Origin of the sequence: Streptomyces sp. NPDC079167 (assembly GCF_040686735.1) — a bacterium.
Classification (GTDB): domain Bacteria; phylum Actinomycetota; class Actinomycetes; order Streptomycetales; family Streptomycetaceae; genus Streptomyces.
In genome coordinates this window covers 37,511-60,051 of sequence record NZ_JBFBLO010000006.1, presented here as the reverse complement: position 1 = coordinate 60,051, position 22,541 = coordinate 37,511, and the positions used below count along the sequence as shown (strand labels likewise).

The window sequence follows — 22,541 nt, the reverse complement described above, 5'->3', positions numbered from 1 at the left end:
TCCATCGCCAATTTGCTTGTAGGGTCCGTCGATTGATAGAGCCATGCGTCTTTGACCAGCGGTAACGGCGCGAGATGTCACGTCTCGTAACCGCACGGCCGCTTCGCGTACGAAGATCACCGCTCATCCGACTTCATGATCGTTCGTCAGGTGGTGGAGATCACAAAGACGTTGGTGCACCCCGTGTCGCAGATCACAGGACGGCAGGCATAGGATGCGGGGCAGTCGGGCTTGTGAACTGCCTCACATGTGCACGATCTTGATGAGGTGGCGAGCCGGTCGCCCGATGCGGTCCAACGGTCAAGGACGACTGGAAGGAGCGAGGAGCGTGAATGCCTACGCGCCCATCCTCGTGCTCGGCGCCCTCGGGGCAGGGTTTGCGATCTTCTCCGTGGTCATGGCCACGCTAATCGGCCCGAAGCGGTACAACCGAGCAAAGCTCGAAGCGTACGAGTGCGGTATCGAACCCACCCCCACTCCAGCCGGAGGCGGCCGTTTCCCCATCAAGTACTACCTGACGGCGATGCTGTTCATCGTCTTCGACATCGAGATCGTCTTCCTCTATCCCTGGGCGGTCACCTTCGACGCCCTGGGGATCTTCGGGCTCGTGGAGATGCTGCTCTTCGTGCTCACCGTCTTCGTCGCCTACGCGTATGTGTGGCGCCGGGGCGGCCTGGAATGGGACTGAGGGGCTGAGGGGCACACCATGGGACTCGAAGAGAAGCTGCCGAGCGGCTTTGTTCTGACCACTGTCGAGCAGGCCGCCGGCTGGGTGCGGAAGTCGTCCGTCTTCCCCGCCACCTTCGGCCTCGCCTGCTGCGCCATCGAGATGATGACGACCGGCGCCGGGCGGTACGACCTGGCCCGTTTCGGGATGGAGGTCTTCCGCGGTTCGCCGCGCCAGGCGGACCTGATGATCGTCGCCGGGCGGGTGAGCCAGAAGATGGCCCCCGTCCTGCGGCAGGTCTACGACCAGATGCCCAGCCCCAAGTGGGTCATCTCCATGGGGGTTTGCGCGTCATCAGGCGGAATGTTCAACAATTACGCCATTGTTCAGGGTGTTGATCATATTGTCCCGGTCGACATCTATCTGCCGGGATGCCCGCCGCGTCCCGAGATGCTGATCGACGCCATCCTCAAGCTCCACCAGAAGATCCAGGGCTCCAAGCTCGGGGTCAACGCGGAGGAGGCCGCCCGCGAGGCGGAGGAGGCGGCGCTCAAGGCACTTCCCCTGATCGAGATGAAGGGGCTGCTGCGATGAGCGACGAACCGAACAGCAACAGCGGCCAGGTGCCCGTCCCGCGCGACGACACCGGTGAGGTCATCGGCGTACGCAAGGGCATGTTCGGCGCCAACAACGGTGGTGACACCTCCGGCTACGGCGGACTCGTCCGCACGGTGACCCTGCCGGGGGCAACCTCCCGCCCGTACGGCGGCTGGTTCGACGAGGTGGCGGACGAGCTCGAAGGGGCCCTGGAGGAACAGGACCTGCTGCCGGACAACGCCATCGAGAAGACGGTCGTCGACCGGGGCGAAGTCACCTTCTTCATCGCCCGCGAGCACCTGGTCCAGGTCGCCCGCACCCTGCGCGACGACCCGGCCCTGCGCTTCGAGCTCTGTACGGGCGTCAGCGGTGTCCACTACCTGGGGGACAAGGGACGCGAGCTGCACGCGGTCTACCACCTGCGCTCGCTCACCCACGGGCGGCTGATCCGCCTTGAGGTGTCGGCGCCGGACAGCGACCCGCACATCCCGTCCCTCGTCGAGGTCTACCCGGCCAACGACTGGCACGAGCGCGAGGCGTACGACTTCTTCGGGCTGATCTTCGACGGGCACCCGGCCCTGACCCGGATCATGATGCCGGACGACTGGCAGGGCTTCCCGCAGCGCAAGGACTACCCCCTCGGCGGCATCGCCGTCGAGTACAAGGGCGCCCAGATCCCGGCTCCGGACCAGCGGAGGTCGTACAGCTGATGACCACTCCCCACGCAACTCCCCGTGCGACGCCCCGCGCCACGACCGAGGGGACTGTATATACAGTCACCGGCGGCGACTGGGACGAGGTCGTCGAGTCCGCCGCCAAGTCGGACGACGAACGCATCATCGTCAACATGGGCCCCCAGCACCCGTCCACCCACGGCGTGCTGCGTCTCATCCTGGAGATCGACGGCGAGACCGTCACCGAGGCCCGCTGCGGCATCGGCTACCTCCACACCGGCATCGAGAAGAACCTCGAATTCCGGAACTGGACGCAGGGCACCACCTTCGTCACCCGCATGGACTACCTGACCCCGTTCTTCAACGAGGCGGCGTACTGCCTCGGGGTCGAGAAGCTCCTCGGCATCGAGGACCAGATCCCGGACCGGGCCACCGTCCTGCGCGTGCTCCTGATGGAGCTCAACCGGATCTCCTCGCACCTGGTGTGCATCGCCACCGGCGGCATGGAGCTCGGCGCCACGACGATCATGATCTACGGCTTCCGCGATCGTGAACTCGTTCTCGACCTCTTCGAGCTGATCACCGGCCTGCGGATGAACCACGCGTTCATCCGCCCCGGCGGCCTCGCCCAGGACCTGCCCATGGGCGCGCTCGACCGGCTCCGCGAGTTCATCAAGACCATGAAGAAGAACCTGCCGGAGTACGACAAGCTCGCCACCGGCAACCCCATCTTCAAGGCCCGTATGCAGGACGTCGGGTATCTCGACCTCACCGGCTGCATGGCGCTCGGCGCCACCGGCCCGGTCCTCAGGTCCGCCGGACTCCCGCACGACCTGCGCAAGACCGATCCGTACTGCGGGTACGAGACGTACGACTTCGACGTGCCCACCGCGGACACCTGCGACGCCTACGGCCGCTTCCTCATCCGGCTGGAGGAGATGCGCCAGTCGCTGAGGATCGTCGAGCAGTGCCTGGAACGGCTGGAGCCCGGACCGGTCATGGTCGCCGACAAGAAGATCGCCTGGCCCGCGCAGCTCGCGCTGGGACCCGACGGTCTCGGCAACTCGCTCGACCACATCAAGAAGATCATGGGCACCTCCATGGAGGCCCTGATCCACCACTTCAAGCTGGTGACCGAGGGCTTCCGGGTCCCGGCCGGGCAGACGTACACCGCCATAGAGTCCCCCAAGGGCGAACTGGGCGTACACGTCGTCTCGGACGGTGGCACGCGCCCCTTCCGGGTCCACTTCCGCGACCCGTCCTTCACCAATCTGCAGGCCATGGCGGCGATGTGCGAGGGCGGCCAGGTCGCCGACGTCATCGTCGCCGTCGCGTCCATCGACCCCGTGATGGGAGGCGTCGACCGGTGACCGCGTCCAACCAAGAAGTCAGCCTGGGGATGCCGCAGCTCCCCGCCCCCGCCTACCCGGCCGAGGTGCTCGCCCGGCTCGAAGCGGACGCGAAGGAGGTGATCGCCCGCTACCCCGGCAGCCGCTCCGCGCTGCTGCCCCTGCTGCACCTGGTGCAGTCCGAGGAGGGGTACGTATCCCGTACGGGCATGGCCTTCTGCGCCGACCAGCTCGGCCTCACCACCGCCGAGGTCACCGCGGTCGCCACCTTCTACACGATGTACCGCCGCCGGCCGAGCGGTGAGTACCAGGTCGGCGTCTGCACCAACACCCTGTGCGCGGTCATGGGCGGCGACGCCATCTTCGACCGGCTCAAGGACCACCTGGGTGTCGGCAACGACGAGACGACCGAGGACGGCAAGGTCACCCTCGAACACATCGAGTGCAACGCGGCCTGCGACTTCGCGCCCGTCGTGATGGTCAACTGGGAGTTCTTCGACAACCAGACGCCGGAGAGCGCCACCCGGCTCGTCGACGACCTGATCGCCGGCCGCACCGTCGAGCCCACCCGGGGCGCCCCCCTCTGCACGTACAAGGAGACCGCCCGGATCCTGGCCGGCTTCCCCGACGAACGCCCCGGCGCCGTCGAGGCGAGCGGCGGGGCGGGGGCCGCCTCCCTGGTCGGGCTGAAGCTCGCCAGGGGCGAGGCCGCTCACGCGCGCGTGGTCGGCCAGCGGGGCGAGACGCCCCGGGACACACCGCCGCAGAAGGGCGCCGAGCACCTCAGCTCTCACGACGCGCCGCAGCAGACCTCGGCCTCCGACCCGGACAACCCGGCCGGGCCCGCCGCCGAGGAGGGGGAGTGATGACCTTGGCAGCCGAGATCGACAAGAACGGGACCAGCCCGGAGAAGCTCCTGGTGCCCGTCCTCTCCTCCTTCTGGGACGAGCCGGAGTCCTGGACGCTGGACACCTACCGCCGCCACGACGGTTACGAGGGGCTGCGCAAGGCCCTGGCCATGGAACCCGACGACCTCATCGCGTACGTCAAGGACTCCGGTCTGCGCGGACGCGGGGGCGCGGGCTTCCCCACCGGGATGAAGTGGCAGTTCATCCCGCAGGGCGACGGCAAGCCGCACTACCTCGTGGTCAACGCCGACGAGTCGGAGCCCGGGACCTGCAAGGACATCCCGCTCCTCTTCGCCAACCCGCACAGCCTCATCGAGGGCATCGTGATCGCCTGCTACGCGATCCGCTCCTCGCACGCCTTCATCTATCTGCGCGGCGAGGTCGTCCCCGTGCTGCGGCGGCTGCACGAGGCCGTGCGCGAGGCGTACGAGGCGGGCTACCTCGGGACGGACATCCTGGGTTCCGGGCTCGACCTGGAACTCACCGTGCACGCGGGTGCCGGCGCTTACATCTGCGGGGAGGAGACCGCGCTGCTCGACTCGCTCGAAGGACGGCGTGGCCAGCCCCGGCTGCGGCCCCCCTTCCCCGCGGTCGCCGGTCTGTACGCCTGCCCCACCGTCGTGAACAACGTCGAGTCCATCGCCTCGGTTCCCGCGATCCTGAACAAGGGCAAGGACTGGTTCAAGTCGATGGGCAGCGAGAAGTCCCCGGGCTTCACGCTGTACTCGCTCAGCGGACACGTCACCAGCCCCGGGCAGTACGAGGCCCCGCTCGGCATCACCCTGCGGCAGCTGCTCGACATGAGCGGCGGCATCCGGGCCGGGCACCGCCTGAAGTTCTGGACCCCGGGCGGTTCCTCCACCCCGATGTTCACCGAGGAGCACCTCGACGTCCCGCTGGACTACGAGGGCGTCGGCGCCGCCGGATCCATGCTCGGCACCAAGGCGCTGCAGTGCTTCGACGAGACCACCTGCGTGGTGCGCGCCGTCACCCGCTGGACCGAGTTCTACGCCCATGAGTCCTGCGGCAAGTGCACCCCGTGCCGCGAGGGGACGTACTGGCTGGTCCAGCTGCTCCGCGACATCGAGGCGGGCAAGGGCCAGATGGCCGACCTCGACAAGCTCAACGACATCGCCGACAACATCAACGGCAAGTCGTTCTGCGCCCTCGGCGACGGCGCCGCCTCGCCGATCTTCTCCTCGCTGAAGTACTTCCGCGAGGAGTACGAGCAGCACATCACCGGCAAGGGATGCCCCTTCGACCCGGCCAGGTCGACCCTCTGGGCCGACGACAGAGACGACAAGAACGCTCACCGGGGGGTGAACGCATGACAGTCACCACGAGTGCGCCCTCCGGGGGCGGCGAGGCGGCCGTTCCGCCCGAGGACCTCGTCACGCTCACGATCGACGGCATCGAGATCAGCGTCCCCAAGGGCACGCTGGTCATCCGTGCCGCCGAGCTCCTCGGCATCGAGATCCCGCGCTTCTGCGACCACCCGCTCCTCGATCCGGCCGGCGCCTGCCGGCAGTGCATCGTCGAGGTCGAGGGCCAGCGCAAGCCGATGGCCTCCTGCACCATCACGTGCACCGACGGCATGGTCGTGAAGTCGCAGATCACCTCGCCCGTGGCGGAGAAGGCCCAGAAGGGGGTGATGGAGCTCCTGCTCATCAACCACCCGCTGGACTGTCCGGTCTGCGACAAGGGCGGCGAGTGCCCCCTGCAGAACCAGGCGATGTCGCACGGCGGCGCCGACTCCCGCTTCGACGGGAAGAAGCGCACCTTCGAGAAGCCCGTCCCCATCTCCACCCAGGTGCTGCTGGACCGCGAGCGGTGCGTGCTCTGCGCACGCTGCACCCGGTTCTCCAACCAGGTGGCGGGCGACCCGATGATCGAGCTGATCGAGCGCGGCGCGCTCCAGCAGGTCGGCACGGGCGAGGGCGACCCCTTCGAGTCGTACTTCTCCGGGAACACCATCCAGATCTGCCCGGTCGGGGCGCTGACCTCGGCGGCGTACCGCTTCCGTTCCCGGCCCTTCGACCTGGTGTCGACGCCCTCGGTGTGCGAGCACTGCGCCGGCGGCTGCGCCACCCGGACCGACCACCGGCGCGGCAAGGTCATGCGGCGGCTCGCCGCCAACGACCCCGAGGTCAACGAGGAGTGGCTCTGCGACAAGGGCCGCTTCGGCTTCCGCTACGCCCAGCAGCGTGACCGGCTCACCACTCCGCTCGTACGCAACGCGGAGGGGGTGCTGGAGCCGGCGAGCTGGCCGGAGGCGCTGGAAGCAGCGGCGGCCGGACTCTCGGGTGCGCGCGGCAGGACCGGCGTGCTCACCGGAGGGCGGCTGACCGTCGAGGACGCCTACGCGTACAGCAAGTTCGCGCGGGTCGCCCTGGACACCAACGACATCGACTTCCGGGCCCGGGTCCACAGCGGCGAGGAAGCGGACTTCCTCGCCGCACGGGTGGCCGGGCGCGGCCGGGACCTGGACGGCAGCGGGGTCACCTACACCGCGCTGGAGAAGGCACCGGCCGTCCTGCTCGCGGGCTTCGAGTCCGAGGAGGAGGCGCCCGGAGTCTTCCTCCGGCTCCGCAAGGCCTTCCGTAAGCACGGGCAGCGGACGTTCGCGCTCGCCTCGCACGCCAGCCGGGGCCTGGAGAAGGCGGGCGGCACCCTGCTCCCCGCCGCTCCGGGCACCGAGACCGAATGGCTGGACGCCCTCGCGGGCGGGGTCGGCCTGGAGGCCGAAGGCGCCGCCGCGGCCGAGGCGTTGCGCGGCGAAGGCGCCGTGATCGTGGTGGGCGAGCGGCTCGCCGCGGTGCCCGGCGGACTGACCGCAGCCCTGCGCACCGCCACCGCGACCGGGGCCGCACTGGTGTGGATCCCGCGCCGGGCCGGGGAACGCGGCGCGCTGGAGGCGGGCGCGCTCCCGTCCCTGCTGCCCGGCGGCCGTCCCGCGACCGACCCCAGGGCCAGGGAGGAGGTGGCGTCCGTCTGGGGCGTCGCCGAACTCCCCGCCCGCTTCGGCCGTGACACCGGCCAGATCGTGGAGGCAGCGGCCACCGGCGAGCTGGGCGCGCTGCTGGTCGCGGGGGTCGACCCCGAGGACCTGCCCGACCCGGCCCGCGCGATCGAGGCGCTGGACGGGGTCGGCTTCCTCGTCTCGCTGGAGCTGCGGCCCGGCGCGGTGACCGAGCGCGCCGACGTGGTGCTCCCGGTCGCGGCCGTCGCGGAGAAGCCCGGCACCTTCCTCAACTGGGAGGGCAGGGCGCGGATGTTCGAGGCCGCGCTGAAGCCCGAGCAGCTGCCGAGGACGCTCTGCCCGACCGACGCGCGGGTGCTGCACATGCTGGCCGACGCCCTGGACGTACGGCTCGGACTGCCCGATCTGAGGGCGGCCCGCCGCGAACTCGACCGCCTCGGCGGCCGGCGGGGCGGTCACGCCGACGACCCGCGGGCGACGTCCCGTCCGGTGCCCCGGCCCGGCGACGGCGAGGCGGTCCTCGCGGGCCACCGGATGCTGCTCGACCGGGGCCGGCTCCAGGAGGGCGACGAGGCGCTGACCGGCACCCGGCACGCGGCCGTCGCCCGGCTCTCCCCGGCCACCGCCGCCGAGTCGGGGGTGAAGGACGGCGATCTGCTGGCCGTCACCGGACCCGCGGGAACCACCGAACTCACGCTGGCGGTGACCGAGATGCCGGACCGGGTGGTGTGGGTACCGCTCAACTCCGTCGGCCGGGGCGTCCCGGCCGACACCGGCGCCCAGCCGGGCGGACTCGTCCGGATCGGTCCGGCAGCCCCGGGCTCCCACGTCGTGACTACGGAGGTAGGAGAGTGACCGGCCTCGACCGACTCGCCGCGGCACCGCATGGCACCGTCCTCGCCGCCGAGGACCTCTCGATGTTCGGCACGGACCCCTGGTGGCTCGTCGTCGTCAAGGCGGTCTTCTGCTTCGCGTTCCTGATGGTGACCGTGCTGTTCTCCATCGTGTGGGAGCGCAAGGTCGTCGCCTGGATGCAGCTGCGCATCGGCCCCAACCGGCACGGCCCCTGGGGCATGCTCCAGTCGCTCGCCGACGGCATCAAGCTGATGCTCAAGGAAGACGTCGTCGTCAAGCGGGCCGACAAGGTCGTCTACATCCTGGCCCCGGTCGTCGCCGCCGCACCGGCGTTCATGGCGATCGCGGTCATCCCGTTCGGCCCGGCCGGCAACGAGGTCTCGATCTTCGGCCACCGTACGACGATGCAGCTGACCGACCTGCCGATCGCGATGCTGTACATCCTCGCGGTCGCCTCCGTCGGCATCTACGGCATCGTGCTCGCCGGCTGGTCCTCCGGATCGACGTACCCGCTGCTCGGCGGTCTGCGCTCCTGCGCCCAGATGATCAGCTACGAGATCGCGATGGGCGCCGCGTTCGCCTCGGTGTTCCTCTACTCGGGCTCGATGTCGACGTCGGAGATCGTGGCGGCGCAGGAGGACCGCTGGTTCATCCTGCTGCTGCCTGTCTCCTTCATCATCTACATCGTCACGATGGTCGGTGAGACCAACCGCGCCCCGTTCGACATGCCGGAGTCCGAGGGCGACCTGGTCGGCGGCTTCAACACCGAGTACTCCTCGATCAAGTTCGCGATGTTCATGCTCGCCGAGTACGTCAACATGGTCACCGTCTCCGCGGTCTCCGTGACCCTCTTCCTGGGTGGCTGGCGGGCTCCGTACCCGGTCAGCACCTTCTGGGAGGGAGCGAACCACGGCTGGTGGCCGATGCTCTGGTTCGTCATCAAGGTGCAGCTGCTCCTCTTCTTCTTCATCTGGCTGCGCGGCACGCTGCCACGCGTCCGCTACGACCAGCTGATGAAGCTCGGCTGGAAGGTCCTGATCCCGGTCTCCGTGGTCTGGCTGATGCTGGTCGCCACCGTGAGGGCGCTGAACAACGAGGGCTACGACTACTCGAAGATCCTGCTGTACGTCGCCGGAGCCGTGATCGCGGTCCTGCTGATCTCCTTCGTCGCCGACACGTTCCGCGACCGGAAGGCCAGGGCCGCCGAGGAGGCGGCCGGGCCGGAGCCGGCGTTCGACCCGATGGCGGGCGGATATCCCGTGCCGCCGCTACCAGGGCAGTCCCTGCCGCCGGTGCCGCGTCGCACGCCGCGACGCGAGCGGGAGCTCGTTGTCAGTGGCGGGCCGGATACTCAGAGTGACGAACGTGCGAGTGACGGAAGGGAGGCTGACGGTGTCTGAGTCATCAGAACCCTCAGGGGAGAAGTTCCAGAATCCTGTGGCCGGCTTCGGCGTGACCTTCAAGGCCATGTTCAAGAAGCGGCTCACCGAGCAGTACCCGGAAACGCAGAAGGTGACAGCGCCGCGCTTCCACGGCCGGCACCAGCTCAACCGCCACCCGGACGGGCTGGAGAAGTGCGTCGGCTGCGAGCTCTGCGCCTGGGCGTGTCCGGCGGACGCGATCTACGTCGAGGGCGCGGACAACACGGACGAGGAGCGCTACTCCCCGGGCGAGCGCTACGGCCGCGTCTACCAGATCAACTACGCACGCTGCATCCTGTGCGGGCTCTGCATCGAGGCGTGCCCCACCCGGGCACTGACCATGACCAACGACTTCGAGCTCGCCAACACCACCCGCGAGAGCCTCATCTACACCAAGGACGAGCTGCTCGCGGGGCTCGAGGACGGCATGGTCGACAGCCCGCACGCGATCTTCCCCGGCATGGACGAACAGGACTACTACCGCGGTCTGGTGACCGAGGCCGCTCCCGGCACGGAGCGCCAGGTCGCCGTCTCCAAGGGAGAAGCGGACAAGGAGGTGGACGCATGACCTCCACCCTGGCCGCGGCGGCCACCGCCACCTCGACCGGCGAGGCCGTCCAGTTCTGGATCCTCGGCACCGTCGCCGTCGTCGGTGCCCTCTCCACCGTTCTCATGAAGAAGGCCGTGCACAGCGCGCTCTCGCTCGCCGGCACCATGATCGTGCTGGCGGTCTTCTACCTCGCCAACGGCGCCTACTTCCTGGGCATCGTCCAGGTCGTCGTCTACACCGGCGCCATCATGATGCTGTTCCTCTTCGTGGTCATGCTCGTCGGCGTCACGGCGGCGGACTCGCTGAAGGAGACACTCAAGGGGCAGCGCTGGCTGGCCGCCGCCTGCGGACTCGGTTTCGGCATCCTGCTGATCGCCGGCATCGGGCAGGCGTCCCTCTCGTCCTTCAACGGTCTGGGAGCGGCGAACGCCCGGCACGGCGGAAACGTCGAGGGCCTCGCCAACCTCATCTTCACCAAGTACGTCTTCGCGTTCGAGATCACCGGCGCCCTGCTGATCACGGCGACCGTCGGCGCGATGCTGCTCACGCACCGCGAGCGCACCGAACGCGCCAAGACGCAGCGCGAGCTCTCCCAGGAGCGGGTGCGCAGCAGCCATGTGCCGCCGCTGCCGGCCCCCGGCGTCTACGCCCGGCACAACGCCGTGGACATCGCGGGACTGCTCCCGGACGGCACCCCGTCCGAGCTCACCGTCATGGGGACACTCAGGCAGCGCGGTCAGATCCGCGATGTGTCCGAGAAGTCGCTCGCGGACCTCAAGGCGCTGGAACAGCGCTCCGGGGAGCGGCTCGGCCGTGCCCGCGGGCCGGCCGGAGCCGCCGGACCATCCCGTGACCAGGCGGAAGAAGAGGAGGAGGTCTCCAAGTGAATCCCGTCAACTACCTCTACCTCGCGGCCCTTTTGTTCACGATCGGCGCCTCCGGCGTGCTGATCAGGCGGAACGCGATCGTGGTGTTCATGTGCGTCGAGCTGATGCTCAACGCCTGCAACCTCACGCTCGTCGCGTTCTCCCGGATGCACGGCAACCTCGACGGCCAGATCATCGCCTTCTTCACGATGGTCGTCGCCGCCGCGGAGGTCGTCATCGGGCTCGCGATCATCGTGTCGCTGTTCCGCTCCCGCCACTCGGCCTCGGTCGACGACGCCAGCCTGATGAAGCTGTAAGGGGTCGGAATCGTGGAAAACCTGATTGCGCTGCTGGTCGCGGCGCCCCTGCTCGGAGCGGTGGTCCTGCTCTGCGGCGGCCGCCGGCTGGACCGGGCCGGACACTGGATCGGCACGGTGCTGGCCGCCGCGTCGTTCGTCATCGGTGTCGTGCTCTTCACCGACATGCTCGGCAAGGGCGCCGAGGACCGCGCCCTGCACCAGAAGCTGTTCAGCTGGATCCCCGTCGAGGGGTTCCAGGCCGACGTGGCCTTCCAGCTCGATCAGCTGTCGATGACGTTCGTCCTGCTGATCACGGGTGTGGGCACGCTGATCCACATCTACTCCATCGGCTACATGGAGCACGACGAGCGCCGCCGCCGCTTCTTCGGCTATCTGAATCTCTTCCTCGCGGCGATGCTCATCCTGGTCATCGCCGACAACTACCTCCTGCTGTACGTCGGGTGGGAGGGCGTCGGTCTGGCGTCGTACCTGCTCATCGGCTTCTGGCAGCACAAGCCCAGCGCGGCCACCGCCGCCAAGAAGGCATTCCTGGTCAACCGGGTCGGCGACATGGGCCTGTCCATCGCGATCATGCTGATGTTCACCACCTTCGGTACGTTCGCCTTCGGGCCGGTGCTCGAGGCGACCGGTGACACGAGCGAGGGCAAGCTCACCGCGATCGGCCTGATGCTGCTCCTCGCCGCCTGCGGCAAGTCGGCCCAGGTGCCGCTGCAGTCCTGGCTCGGTGACGCGATGGAGGGCCCGACCCCGGTCTCGGCCCTCATCCACGCCGCCACCATGGTGACCGCGGGCGTCTACCTCATCGTCCGCTCCGGCGCGATCTTCAACGCGGCGCCCGACGCGCAGATGGTCGTCGTGGTCGTCGGAGCCGTCACGCTCCTCTTCGGTGCGATCGTCGGTTGCGCGAAGGACGACATCAAGAAGGCCCTCGCCGGGTCGACGATGTCGCAGATCGGCTACATGATCCTCGCCGCGGGCCTCGGCCCCATCGGCTACGTCTTCGCGATCATGCACCTGGTGACGCACGGCTTCTTCAAGGCCGGGCTCTTCCTCGGCGCCGGTTCGGTCATGCACGGCATGAACGACGAGGTGGACATGCGGAAGTACGGCGGCCTGCGGAAGTACATGCCGGTCACCTTCGTCACCTTCGGTCTCGGCTATCTCGCGATCATCGGCTTCCCCGGTCTGTCCGGCTTCTTCTCCAAGGACATGATCATCGAGGCGGCCTTCGCCAAGGGCGGCACCGAGGGCTGGATCCTCGGCTCCGTCACCCTGCTGGGCGCCGCGATCACCGCGTTCTACATGACGCGCGTGATGCTGCTGACGTTCTTCGGGGAGGAGCGCTGGCACCGTGCCGCCACACCCTCGCCCGCCGAGCCCGATGTGGAGCCCGCCGCCGAAACCCGCGGCGCCCACGCCGAGCCGCACCCGCACGAGTCACCGAAGTCGATGACGATCCCGATGATCGTGCTGGCCTTCGGGTCGGTCTTCGCCGGAGGGTTCTTCTCCATCGGCGACCGGTTCATGCACTGGCTGGAGCCCGTCACCGGACACGACCACGGGCACGCCCCGGTCAGCGCGACCACCGTCACCGCCGCCACCATGGTGGTGCTAGTCATCGGCGTCGCGATCGCCTGGGCCATGTACGGGCGCAAGCCCGTACCCGCCGTGGCCCCCCGCGGCTCCCTGCTCACCAGGGCGGCCCGCCGGGACCTCCTCCAGGACGACTTCAACCACGTGGTCCTGGTCCGCGGCGGCGAACACCTCACCCGCTCCCTGGTGTACGTCGACCACACCCTGGTCGACGGTGTCGTCAACGGCACGGCCGCCTCGATGGGCGGGCTGTCCGGCCGGCTGCGCAAACTGCAGAACGGCTATGCCCGCTCCTACGCGGTCTCGATGTTCGGCGGTGCGGCGGTCCTCATCGCCGCGACCCTGCTGATGAGGGCGGTCTGATCCCATGTCCTTTCCCCTCCTGACAGCGACGGCGGCGCTCCCGGCGATCGGCGCGATCGCCACCGCCGCCGTCCCGGCCGCCCGGCGCACCGCGGCGAAGTGGCTCGCCCTGCTCGTCTCGCTGGCGACGCTCGTGCTGGCCGGAATCGTGTTCGCCCGCTTCGAACCGGGCGGTGACCGCTACCAGCTCACCGAATCGCACGCCTGGATCAAGGACTTCGGCGTCCGGTACGAACTGGGCGTCGACGGCATCGGGGTGGCGCTCCTCGCGCTCACCGCGCTGCTGATCCCCTTCGTCGTCCTCGCGGGCTGGCACGACGCCGATCCGTCCCCAAGCTCTCAACTTCGTTCGAGCAGGGGAGGCCCCAACGAGACGAAGCCCTATCGATGGCGCCCCACCCAGGGTTTCTTCGCACTGATCCTGATGGTGGAAGCGATGGTGATCCTCTCCTTCGTGGCCACCGACGTCTTCCTCTTCTACATCCTCTTCGAAGCCATGCTCATCCCGATGTACTTCCTCATCGGCGGCTTCGGGGACCGGGCGCACTCGGGCAGCGACGAGAACGCCGCGGCGCAGCGCAGCTACGCGGCGGTGAAGTTCCTCCTCTACAACCTGGCCGGCGGGCTCATCATGCTGGCCGCCGTCATCGGGCTCTACGTCGTCGCGGGGAGCTTCTCGCTCTCCGAGATCGCCGAGGCCCGGGCCAACGGCTCGCTGGACATGGCGACCTCCACGGAGCGGTGGCTGTTCCTCGGGTTCTTCTTCGCCTTCGCGGTGAAGGCACCCCTGTGGCCGCTGCACACCTGGCTGCCCAACGCCATGGGGGAGGCGACCACGCCGGTGGCCGTCCTGATCACCGCGGTCGTCGACAAGGTCGGCACCTTCGCGATGCTCCGCTTCTGCCTCCAGCTGTTCCCGGAGGCCAGCAAGTGGGCGACGCCGGTGATCATCGTCCTGGCGCTGATCTCCATCGTCTACGGCGCCCTGCTCGCCGTCGGCCAGCGGGACATCAAGCGGCTCATCGCCTACGCGTCGATCTCGCACTTCGGCTTCATCGTGCTCGGCATCTTCGCAATGACCAGCCAGGGCCAGTCGGGCGCCACGCTCTACATGGTCAACCACGGTCTCTCGACGGCCGCGCTGATGCTGGTCGCCGGATTCCTGATCACCCGGCGGGGTTCCCGCCTCATCGCCGACTACGGCGGGGTGCAGAAGGTGGCGCCCGTCCTGGCGGGCACCTTCCTCATCGGCGGCCTGGCCACGCTCTCGCTGCCCGGCCTCGCGCCGTTCGTCAGTGAGTTCCTGGTCCTGGTCGGAGCGTTCAGCGCGTATCCGGTGGCGGGCATCATCGCCACCGTCGGCATCGTGCTCGCCGCGCTCTACGTGCTCGTCCTCTACCAACGGACGATGACGGGACCGGTCAGGGAGGGGATCGGGGGCATGCCCGACCTCAGGGTCCGTGAGCTGGCGGTGGCCCTCCCGCTGATCGCGCTGCTGATCTTCCTGGGTGTCTTCCCGAAGCCGCTCACCGAGGTCGTCAACCCGGCGGTCCAGCACACCATGCACGACGTACAGAAGAAGGACCCCCAGCCCGAGGTGGAGGCCGCCAAGTGAGCGCAACAGCTGTCCACAGCCTGTGGACGACGGCGGGCGAGGTGACATCGGCTGCCCCGGGCGACAAGTTCACCGCGCCGACCATCGAGTACGCCCAGCTGGCACCCGTCCTGATCGTGGTCGGTGCCGCCGTCATCGGCATCCTGGTCGAGGCGTTCGTCCCGCGACGGGCCCGCTACACCACCCAGGTGCTCCTGACGGTCTTCGCGATCGCCGCCGCGTTCGCCGCGGTGGTGGGACTAGCGGCCGACGGGTACGCCACGAAGAACGCACACATCGCCGCGATGGGCGCCGTCGCCATCGACGGACCCGCCCTGTTCCTCCAGGGCACCATTCTGCTGGTCGCCGTGGTCTCCGTCTTCACGTTCGCCGAGCGGCGCCTCGATCCGGCCTCGCACGGCAACAAGGTGGACTCCTTCGCCGCCCAGGCCGGCTCGGTCCCCGGCAGCGACGGGGAGAAGGCCGCGGTCAAGGCCGGCTTCACCACCACCGAGGTCTTCCCGCTGGCCCTCTTCTCCGTGGCGGGCATGCTGGTCTTCCCGGCGGCCAACGACCTGCTGACACTCTTCGTGGCGCTCGAGGTCTTCTCCCTCCCGCTCTACCTCCTCTGCGCCGTCGCCCGCCGCAAGCGGCTGATGTCGCAGGAAGCCGCCGTGAAGTACTTCCTGCTCGGCGCCTTCTCCTCGGCCTTCCTGCTCTTCGGGATCGCCCTGCTCTACGGCTACGCGGGCACCGTCTCGTACGCCGGCATCGCGAACGTCGTGGACGGCAGCGTCCAGCAGATCGACCCGGCGCTCGCCTCCACCATGGGCAACGACGCGCTGCTGCTGATCGGCGGCGCGATGATCCTCATGGGCATGCTCTTCAAGGTCGGCGCGGTCCCGTTCCACATGTGGACCCCGGACGTCTACCAGGGAGCACCGACCCCGGTCACCGGCTTCATGGCGGCCGCCACCAAGGTCGCCGCGTTCGGCGCACTGCTCCGCCTGCTGTACGTGGTGCTGCCCGGCCTCACCTGGGACCTGCGTCCCGTCATGTGGGGCGTCGCTATCGTCACGATGCTGGGCGGGGCGATCGTCGCGATCACCCAGACCGACATCAAGCGGCTCCTGGCCTACTCCTCGATCGCACACGCGGGCTTCATCCTCGCCGGTGTCATCGCGGCCAGCCCGGAGGGCGTCTCCTCGGTCCTCTTCTACCTCGGGGTGTACTCCTTCGTGACCGTCGGCGCCTTCGCCGTCGTCACCCTGGTGCGGGACGCGGGCGGCGAGGCGACCCATCTGTCGAAGTGGGCCGGTCTCGGCCGTCGCTCGCCGCTGACCGCGGCGGTCTTCGCCGTCTTCCTGCTGTCCTTCGCCGGTATCCCGCTCACCTCGGGCTTCTCCGGCAAGTTCGCCGTCTTCAAGGCGGCGGCGGACGGCGGCGCGGGCGGCCTCGTCGTGATCGGTGTGATCTCGTCGGCCATCGCCGCGTTCTTCTACATCCGGGTCATCGTCCTGATGTTCTTCAGCGAGCCGAAGGCGGACGGCCCCACGGTCGCCGTGCCGTCCCCGCTGACGATGACCACGATCGCCGTCGGAGTCGCCGTGACCCTGGTCCTCGGCCTCGCCCCGCAGTACTTCCTCGATCTGGCGAGCCAGGCGGGAGTGTTCGTGCGGTAGCGGACCGCGGACGTGCTGTGACGCCGGACGGCCTTGGAAAGTCAAGGCCGTCCGGCGTTGTCGTAGGCGGCGCCTATGGTTGCCGGTGACGGGTGAAGACGGACGGACGGGCGCGACCATGAGTGTGACGACCGAGAGCGCTGCACAGCAGACGCTGCACCGGGTGTTCGGTTACGAGGCGTTCCGCGGCGAGCAGGGCGCGGTGATCGAGCATGTCGTCGAGGGCGGCGACGCGGTGGTGCTCATGCCCACCGGCGGCGGCAAGTCCCTCTGCTACCAGATCCCCGCCCTGGTCAGGCCCGGCACCGGCGTCGTCATCTCCCCGCTGATCGCGCTCATGCAGGACCAGGTGGACGCCCTGCGCGCGCTGGGGGTCCGCGCGGGCTTCATGAACTCCACGCAGGACTTCGACGAGCGCCGCTCGATGGAGGCCCAGTTCGTCGCCGGTGAGCTCGACGTGCTGTATCTGGCCCCCGAGCGGCTGCGCCTCGATTCGACGCTCGCGCTGCTGGCCCGCGGCGAGATCTCCGTCTTCGCCATCGACGAGGCCCACTGCGTCGCCCAGTGGGGCCACGACTTCCGCCCCGACTACCTGGCCCTGTCCGTGCTGGGCGAGCGCTGGCCCGACGTACCCCGTATCGCGCTGACGGCCACGGCGACCGATGCCACGCACCGGGAGATCACCCAGCGCCTCGGCATGCCCGACGCCAGGCACTTCGTGGCCAGCTTCGACCGGCCGAACATCCAGTACCGCGTCGTGGGGAAGTCCGACCCGAAGAAGCAGCTGCTGACCTTCCTGAAGGAGGAGCACGCCGGGGACGCCGGGATCGTCTACTGCCTCTCGCGCAACTCCACGGAGAAGACCGCCGAGTACCTCTGCCGCAACGGCATCGAGGCCGTGCCCTACCACGCGGGCCTGGACGCCGGCACGCGCGCCACCCACCAGTCGCGCTTCCTGCGCGAGGAGGGCCTGGTCGTCGTGGCGACCATCGCCTTCGGCATGGGCATCGACAAGCCCGACGTGCGTTTCGTCGCCCACCTCGATCTGCCCAAGTCCGTCGAGGGGTATTACCAGGAGACCGGCCGCGCCGGCCGTGACGGGGCACCGTCCACGGCCTGGATGGCGTACGGCCTCCAGGACGTCGTCCAGCAGCGCAAGCTGATCCAGGGCGGCGAGGGCGACGAGGCATTCCGGCGGCGCGCGGCCGCGCACCTGGACTCGATGCTGGCGCTCTGCGAGACCGTCCAGTGCCGCCGGGCCCAGCTCCTGACGTACTTCGGCCAGGAGCCCGGTGCCGAGAGCTGCGGCAACTGCGACACCTGTCTGACGCCGCCGGAGACCTGGGACGGCACCGTGGTCGCCCAGAAGCTGCTGTCCACCGTGGTCCGGCTGAAGCGGGAGCGGAACCAGAAGTTCGGGGCCGGCCAGATCATCGACATCCTGCTGGGCCGCCGCACGGCGAAGGTCATCCAGTTCGACCACGACCAGCTCTCGGTCTTCGGTATCGGCGAGGAGCTGGCCGAGGCGGAGTGGCGGGGCGTGGTGCGCCAGCTCCTCGCGCAGGGGCTCCTCGCCGTCGAGGGCGAGTACGGCACGCTGGTGCTGACCGAGGAGAGCGGTTCCGTGCTCGGCCGGGAGCGCGAGGTGCTGCTGCGCAAGGAGCCGAAGAAGCCCACGACGCGGACCGGCGGCTCGGGCGAGCGCAAGGCGAAGTCGGCGGCGGCCGTGGCCGACCTTCCCGCCGAGGCCGTCCCGGTCTTCGAGGCGCTGCGCGCCTGGCGCGGTGCCCAGGCGAAGGACCTGGGCCTCCCGGCGTACGTGATCTTCCACGACGCGACGCTGAGGGAGATCGCCGCGCTGCGCCCCGGGTCCCTGGCGGAGCTGGGCGGGGTCAGCGGGCTCGGTGAGAAGAAGCTCGCGACGTACGGCGAGGGTGTGCTGGAGGTGCTGGCGGGCCTGGGGGAGGCGGCACCGTCCGGCGCACCCCGGGAGGAAGCGGCTCCCGCACCCGTGCCGGCGGCCCGGCCCACCGTCCAGGACACGGACCCGGAGTACGGCTGGGACGAGGAACCGCCCGAGTTCGAGTGAGCCCGGACGGCGCGCGTTATCCGGGGTCGGCCGCCCGGCGGCGGGAAACGATCGCGGCCAGGTCGAGTTCCACCGGGAAGGGCGTGGAGACCTTCATCCGGTCGTGGAAGATCCCGGTGGATGTGTACGCGCCGGTCGCGGGCTCCAACTCGAAGACGTAGACGACCGCCCGACCGCCCTGGTTCTCCACTCGCCAGTAGTGCGGGATCCTCGCCCGCGCGTACTTCACAGGTTTGGTCTCCCGGTCACGGGTGACGGACTCGTCGGACACGACCTCGATCGCCAGCAGCACACTGCTCGCGGGGAACCGTGTCTGCCGCAGGCTCTCGACCGCGTCCGCGCGTACGACGACGACATCGGGTTCCGGCCGGTTCTGGAAGTCGACGTCGATGGTGAACTCGCGAAAGACTTCCAGGTCGAGCGGTGCGAGCGACTGCAACTGCCACTTCAGGTAGTCGATCGCACGCTCATGGAAAACGGTCTGCGGACTCACGAAGACAAGGCTCCCGTCGATCAGCTCCGTGTGCGGAGGCAGATTCGGGAGTGTGTCCAGGTCATCGGCGGTCCAGCCGCCCACGGGCGGGACCGCCCACCGCGGCTCGGGGGCCTCGGGTTCGATGCTCATCAGTGCTCCCATACGAAGGAGTCTCGCGGGCCCGTCCAGCGTATCCGCCGACAACCCGATCAGGCCCACCCGCACGTGTGCACGACTCACGCGTCGTTGACCACCGCCCCTTCCGAAGCTCTTCTGTGGCACCGACCGGAGTGGCGCTCTCGACCGTCCTGCCGGGCAGACGCACGTCGATCATGCTCTCGCACGGACGAACCGCTGCCCGCCCTTCGGTGAGGCGCCCGCCACCTGGGTGCCGGCGGGTGCGGCGAACGTGGATGTGGGCGTGAACAGCGCCCGGGTCCACGCGACCGCTGCCGACGTGATCGGTAACAGGGCCTGACGGCCTCTGTCTCTCCGCCGGGGTCCGGGCGGGCAGGTCGCTCTGGTCATTGCCGCTTCCTCCTGGGGACGACGGAGCGTTTCTCCGGCCGCGGGGTGCACCGAGGTGTGCCGTATGCCATCCTGGCACTCGATGCCAGGTTGGCATGCGATGTCGGCGGAGAAGGCGGGAAAGCTATGAACACCTCTGGAGCGGTGGTCGTGACCGGGGCGAGTGCGGGCATCGGCGCGGAGTTCGCACGACAGCTCGCGGCGCGCGGTCATGACACCGTGCTCGTCGCACGCCGTGCCGAGCGTCTTGAGGCGCTGGCCTCGGAGCTCTCCGGCCACGGTGCTCGCGCCACGGCACTGCCGATGGATCTGACGGAGCCGGGGGCGGGACAAGCGCTGCGTGCCGAGACCGACCGGCTCGGGATCGATGTCGCGGGGGTGGTCAACAACGCGGGTTTCGCCAACCACGGGTTCTTCCGCGACGAGCAGCTCGATCGGCTGAAGGCCGAGATCGCGCTCGATGTCCTCGCAGTCGTGGAGATCAGTCATGCCTTCCTTCCGCGCCTTCGCGAGCGGGGAGAGGGTTTCCTGATCAACATCGCGAGCATGGCCGCGTACAACGCCAGCCCCACCATGGCCGTCTACGGCGCGTCCAAGGCGTTCGTGCTCAGTTTCACCGAGGCGCTCTGGTACGAGGAGCTGGGATCGGGAGTGAAGGTCTTCGCCGTCTCGCCGGGGGCGACGCAGACGGAGTTCTTCGACGTGGCCGGGGAGAGCGCGAGCGGAAACGCCCGGCGGATGACGGCGTCGGCGGTCGTCCGGACCGCGCTGGGCGCACTCGACCGCCGCGATCCGAAGCCGAGCGTCATCGTCGGGGGCGGGAACCGTGTCGCCGCTGGAGCCTCGCGTCTGCTCGGTCGCCGTCGGATGACACGAACCATCGGGCGGATGACGACTCGCGCCATGGCGCAGCGCCGATGAGCACCGAAAGGCCGTGGTGACGCGTGGCTATGCTGGTCGCATGACGGAGAGCGCGGGTTCGGTGGAGCGGCTGTGGGACCGGACCCGTCGTTCAGTCCAGGCGGAGATCATCCAGGTCGCCATGGACCTGTTCCTCCGGAAGGGATTCGAGCAGACCACGATCGACGAGATCGTCGCGGTGGCGGGTGTGTCCCGGCGCTCGTTCTTCCGCTACTTCGGGACGAAGGAGGACGTCGTCCTCGGCGGCCTCGCCGATGAAGGCGCGCGGGTGGGAGCCGAACTCGCGAAGCATCCCGATGACGAGGATCTCTGGACTGCGCTGCGCTCCGCGATCCTGGCCGTCGGAGACGCGGAGGCGGACGAGGAGCGCACGCTCGCGGTCGCGCGGATGATGTACGGCAGCCCGTCCCTGCGAGCCCGCAGCATCGAGAAGCACCTGCGCTGGCAGTCCGACCTCGTTCCCGAGGTCCGGCGGCGTCTCGGCCCGCCCGAGGGGACGGCCGACCTGCGTGCCGCAGCCGTCGTGGCGAGTGTGATCACGTGTCTCGACGTCGCCGGAGAGGCCTGGACCCGGGCCGACGCGGACCGGCCGCTCGCCGTCTACTTCACCGAAGCGCTCGACGCCGTACATCGTCGCTGACCCGGACGGTGCGCCGACAGGGGCGGGTTCGACGGCCCCGCCGTGCCCGGCCGCCGTCCAGGGCCCGGCCGGGCCGGGGCGCGGACACAGGGCGTACCCACCTCGCGGCCGGCCCCGGCCGTGTCCCCGGCGCCGGGCCGGCCTTGCTCACGGCGCGGCCGTGATCCGTCCGGTGACCTCGCCGAGCCCCACCCGCGTGCCGTGCGGACCGGGCGCCCAGGCAGTCAGGGTGACCGTGTCGCCGTCCTCCAGGAACGTCCGCTTGCCGTCGGCCAGGTCCAGCGGATCGCGGCCGTTCCAGGTCAGTTCGAGCAGGGAGCCGCGCTGCTCCGGCTCCGCCCCGCTGACGGTGCCCGATCCGTACAGGTCGCCCGTGCGCAGCGACGCGCCGTTCACCGTCATCTGCGCCAGCTGCTGGGCCGCCGTCCAGTACATGGAGGCGAACGGGGGCTCGGAGACGGTCTGTCCGTTGATCTCCACCGAGATCCGGATGTCGAAGCCGCCCGGCTCCTCGTCGTCCGCGTCCTCCAGATAGGGGAGCAGCTCGGCGTCACGGGCCGGCGGCGCCGTGCGGGCCGCGTCCAGGGCCTCCAGCGGGGTCACCCACGCCGACACGGACGTCGCGAAGGACTTGCCGAGGAAGGGGCCCAGCGGCACGTACTCCCAGGCCTGGATGTCACGCGCCGACCAGTCGTTGAGCAGGGAGAGCCCGAAGACGTGCTCGCGGAAGTCACCCAGCGCCACGGGGGAGCCCTGCTCCGAGGGGACACCGACGACGAAGCCGACCTCGGCCTCGATGTCCAGTTTCACCGAGGGGCCGAAGACGGGGGCGGGGTCGGCCGGTGCCTTGCGCTGCCCGGAGGGGCGCACCACGTCCGTGCCGGAGACGACGACCGTGCCGGCCCGCCCGTGGTAACCGATCGGCAGATGCTTCCAGTTGGGGGTGAGGGCCGCGCCGTCGGGACGGAAGATCCGGCCCACGTTGGTGGCGTGGTGCTCGCTGGCGTAGAAGTCGACGTAGTCCGCGACCTCGTACGGCAGGTGCAGGGTCACCGAGTCGAGCGGGTACAGCAGTGGTTCCAGGTCCGGGCGGTGGGACGGGACCGTCACCCACGCCGTGAGGGCCCGCCGCACGTCCCGCCACGCGGTGCGCCCCGCCGCCAGCAGCGGCATCAGGCTCGGCTGCGCCAGCAGCCGGGCGTACGGCGAACCCAGTGCGTGCGCCGCCGCCCCGGCGTCCAGCACGTGTTTCCCCACACGGACTCCGACCCTTCGGTCCTCGGGGTGTCCAGGGGTGGAGAACACGCCGTACGGAAGGTTGTGCGGACCGAAGGGATCGCCCTCGGCCAGGTCGAGCGGGCTGCTCTGCTCGGGCATCTGTCGCTGCCCCTTTCCAGTCGCTTGAGGAACACGGTACGTGGCCGCCTTCGGCGGGCGGCAGCGCCTCAAGTAGGCGTAATGCCCGGAAA

19 protein-coding genes are annotated in these 22,541 nt (G+C 69.4%); 17 read left to right on the top strand and 2 right to left on the bottom strand.

Annotated elements, in window-relative coordinates; translation table 11 throughout:
- The first annotated feature begins 328 nt into the window (after nucleotides 1–328).
- From AB0P41_RS14490 to recQ, 15 genes are all read left to right on the top strand, one after another.
- Nucleotides 329–688: an NADH-quinone oxidoreductase subunit A gene (locus AB0P41_RS14490; RefSeq protein ID WP_003992243.1), complete on the top strand. Its 360-nt coding sequence runs from the start codon at nucleotides 329–331 to the stop codon at nucleotides 686–688.
- Between the two features lie 18 nt (nucleotides 689–706).
- The gene (locus AB0P41_RS14485; protein WP_014154689.1) at nucleotides 707–1,261 is read left to right on the top strand and encodes an NADH-quinone oxidoreductase subunit B family protein; all 555 of its coding nucleotides are present in this window, start codon (nucleotides 707–709) and stop codon (nucleotides 1,259–1,261) included.
- Nucleotides 1,258–1,974, top strand: coding sequence for an NADH-quinone oxidoreductase subunit C (locus tag AB0P41_RS14480; RefSeq protein WP_356707777.1), 717 nt, complete (start codon nucleotides 1,258–1,260; stop codon nucleotides 1,972–1,974). The genes AB0P41_RS14485 and AB0P41_RS14480 overlap by 4 nt, the downstream gene beginning before the upstream one ends.
- Nucleotides 1,974–3,308: an NADH-quinone oxidoreductase subunit D gene (locus AB0P41_RS14475; RefSeq protein ID WP_365932191.1), complete on the top strand. Its 1,335-nt coding sequence runs from the start codon at nucleotides 1,974–1,976 to the stop codon at nucleotides 3,306–3,308. Before AB0P41_RS14480 ends, AB0P41_RS14475 begins: the two co-directional genes overlap by 1 nt.
- Nucleotides 3,309–3,337: 29 nt before the next feature.
- Nucleotides 3,338–4,153, top strand: a complete 816-nt coding sequence (nuoE, locus tag AB0P41_RS14470) for an NADH-quinone oxidoreductase subunit NuoE (RefSeq protein WP_356707775.1) — start codon at nucleotides 3,338–3,340, stop codon at nucleotides 4,151–4,153.
- On the top strand, nucleotides 4,153–5,526 hold the full coding sequence (gene nuoF, locus AB0P41_RS14465) for an NADH-quinone oxidoreductase subunit NuoF (RefSeq protein ID WP_356707774.1): 1,374 nt from the start codon (nucleotides 4,153–4,155) through the stop codon (nucleotides 5,524–5,526). The genes nuoE and nuoF overlap by 1 nt, the downstream gene beginning before the upstream one ends.
- Nucleotides 5,523–8,030: an NADH-quinone oxidoreductase subunit G gene (locus AB0P41_RS14460; RefSeq protein ID WP_365932188.1), complete on the top strand. Its 2,508-nt coding sequence runs from the start codon at nucleotides 5,523–5,525 to the stop codon at nucleotides 8,028–8,030. The genes nuoF and AB0P41_RS14460 overlap by 4 nt, the downstream gene beginning before the upstream one ends.
- Nucleotides 8,027–9,430 carry an NADH-quinone oxidoreductase subunit NuoH gene (gene nuoH, locus AB0P41_RS14455; RefSeq protein WP_356707772.1) on the top strand — a complete coding sequence of 468 codons (1,404 nt, stop codon included), beginning with the start codon at nucleotides 8,027–8,029 and terminating at the stop codon, nucleotides 9,428–9,430. The genes AB0P41_RS14460 and nuoH overlap by 4 nt, the downstream gene beginning before the upstream one ends.
- Complete coding sequence (nuoI, locus tag AB0P41_RS14450) at nucleotides 9,423–10,019, top strand: NADH-quinone oxidoreductase subunit NuoI (protein ID WP_104788155.1); 597 nt, start codon at nucleotides 9,423–9,425, stop codon at nucleotides 10,017–10,019. Before nuoH ends, nuoI begins: the two co-directional genes overlap by 8 nt.
- A complete protein-coding gene (locus AB0P41_RS14445; protein ID WP_356707771.1) occupies nucleotides 10,016–10,888 on the top strand; it encodes an NADH-quinone oxidoreductase subunit J in 873 nt (290 codons plus the stop codon). The genes nuoI and AB0P41_RS14445 overlap by 4 nt, the downstream gene beginning before the upstream one ends.
- Nucleotides 10,885–11,184, top strand: coding sequence for an NADH-quinone oxidoreductase subunit NuoK (gene nuoK, locus AB0P41_RS14440; RefSeq protein ID WP_014154680.1), 300 nt, complete (start codon nucleotides 10,885–10,887; stop codon nucleotides 11,182–11,184). The genes AB0P41_RS14445 and nuoK overlap by 4 nt, the downstream gene beginning before the upstream one ends.
- Before the next feature lie 12 nt (nucleotides 11,185–11,196).
- Complete coding sequence (gene nuoL / locus AB0P41_RS14435) at nucleotides 11,197–13,143, top strand: NADH-quinone oxidoreductase subunit L (protein WP_356707770.1); 1,947 nt, start codon at nucleotides 11,197–11,199, stop codon at nucleotides 13,141–13,143.
- Between the two features lie 4 nt (nucleotides 13,144–13,147).
- Nucleotides 13,148–14,758 (top strand): NADH-quinone oxidoreductase subunit M, encoded by a 1,611-nt coding sequence (locus AB0P41_RS14430; protein ID WP_365932185.1) that lies wholly within the window; start codon nucleotides 13,148–13,150, stop codon nucleotides 14,756–14,758.
- A complete protein-coding gene (nuoN, locus tag AB0P41_RS14425) occupies nucleotides 14,755–16,419 on the top strand; it encodes an NADH-quinone oxidoreductase subunit NuoN (protein ID WP_365932184.1) in 1,665 nt (554 codons plus the stop codon). Before AB0P41_RS14430 ends, nuoN begins: the two co-directional genes overlap by 4 nt.
- Nucleotides 16,420–16,537: 118 nt before the next feature.
- A complete protein-coding gene (gene recQ / locus AB0P41_RS14420; RefSeq protein WP_365932183.1) occupies nucleotides 16,538–18,508 on the top strand; it encodes a DNA helicase RecQ in 1,971 nt (656 codons plus the stop codon).
- Between the two features lie 16 nt (nucleotides 18,509–18,524).
- Here recQ and AB0P41_RS14415 read toward each other — a convergent pair whose 3' ends face one another.
- Complete coding sequence (locus tag AB0P41_RS14415) at nucleotides 18,525–19,133, bottom strand: Uma2 family endonuclease (RefSeq protein WP_365932182.1); 609 nt, start codon at nucleotides 19,131–19,133, stop codon at nucleotides 18,525–18,527.
- Between the two features lie 504 nt (nucleotides 19,134–19,637).
- Here AB0P41_RS14415 and AB0P41_RS14410 point away from each other — a divergent pair.
- Nucleotides 19,638–20,432 carry an SDR family NAD(P)-dependent oxidoreductase gene (locus tag AB0P41_RS14410; RefSeq protein ID WP_356707765.1) on the top strand — a complete coding sequence of 265 codons (795 nt, stop codon included), beginning with the start codon at nucleotides 19,638–19,640 and terminating at the stop codon, nucleotides 20,430–20,432.
- A 40-nt stretch (nucleotides 20,433–20,472) separates the two neighbouring features.
- A complete protein-coding gene (locus AB0P41_RS14405; RefSeq protein ID WP_365932180.1) occupies nucleotides 20,473–21,072 on the top strand; it encodes a TetR/AcrR family transcriptional regulator in 600 nt (199 codons plus the stop codon).
- Between the two features lie 147 nt (nucleotides 21,073–21,219).
- Here AB0P41_RS14405 and fahA read toward each other — a convergent pair whose 3' ends face one another.
- Nucleotides 21,220–22,449: a fumarylacetoacetase gene (gene fahA, locus AB0P41_RS14400; protein ID WP_356707763.1), complete on the bottom strand. Its 1,230-nt coding sequence runs from the start codon at nucleotides 22,447–22,449 to the stop codon at nucleotides 21,220–21,222.
- Between the last annotated feature and the right edge of the window lie 92 nt (nucleotides 22,450–22,541).

Bases quoted from the DNA above. Each gene is read 5' to 3' on its own strand.
- AB0P41_RS14485 (WP_014154689.1), top strand. From the start codon at position 707: ATGGGACTCGAAGAGAAGCTGCCGAGCGGCTTTGTTCTGACCACTGTC.
- AB0P41_RS14480 (WP_356707777.1), top strand. From the start codon at position 1,258: ATGAGCGACGAACCGAACAGCAACAGCGGCCAGGTGCCCGTCCCGCGC.
- AB0P41_RS14475 (WP_365932191.1), top strand. From the start codon at position 1,974: ATGACCACTCCCCACGCAACTCCCCGTGCGACGCCCCGCGCCACGACC.
- nuoE (WP_356707775.1), top strand. From the start codon at position 3,338: ATGCCGCAGCTCCCCGCCCCCGCCTACCCGGCCGAGGTGCTCGCCCGG.
- nuoF (WP_356707774.1), top strand. From the start codon at position 4,153: ATGACCTTGGCAGCCGAGATCGACAAGAACGGGACCAGCCCGGAGAAG.
- AB0P41_RS14460 (WP_365932188.1), top strand. From the start codon at position 5,523: ATGACAGTCACCACGAGTGCGCCCTCCGGGGGCGGCGAGGCGGCCGTT.
- AB0P41_RS14445 (WP_356707771.1), top strand. From the start codon at position 10,016: ATGACCTCCACCCTGGCCGCGGCGGCCACCGCCACCTCGACCGGCGAG.
- AB0P41_RS14430 (WP_365932185.1), top strand. From the start codon at position 13,148: ATGTCCTTTCCCCTCCTGACAGCGACGGCGGCGCTCCCGGCGATCGGC.
- recQ (WP_365932183.1), top strand. From the start codon at position 16,538: ATGAGTGTGACGACCGAGAGCGCTGCACAGCAGACGCTGCACCGGGTG.
- AB0P41_RS14415 (WP_365932182.1), bottom strand. From the start codon at position 19,133: ATGAGCATCGAACCCGAGGCCCCCGAGCCGCGGTGGGCGGTCCCGCCC.
- AB0P41_RS14410 (WP_356707765.1), top strand. From the start codon at position 19,638: ATGAACACCTCTGGAGCGGTGGTCGTGACCGGGGCGAGTGCGGGCATC.
- AB0P41_RS14405 (WP_365932180.1), top strand. From the start codon at position 20,473: ATGACGGAGAGCGCGGGTTCGGTGGAGCGGCTGTGGGACCGGACCCGT.
- fahA (WP_356707763.1), bottom strand. From the start codon at position 22,449: ATGCCCGAGCAGAGCAGCCCGCTCGACCTGGCCGAGGGCGATCCCTTC.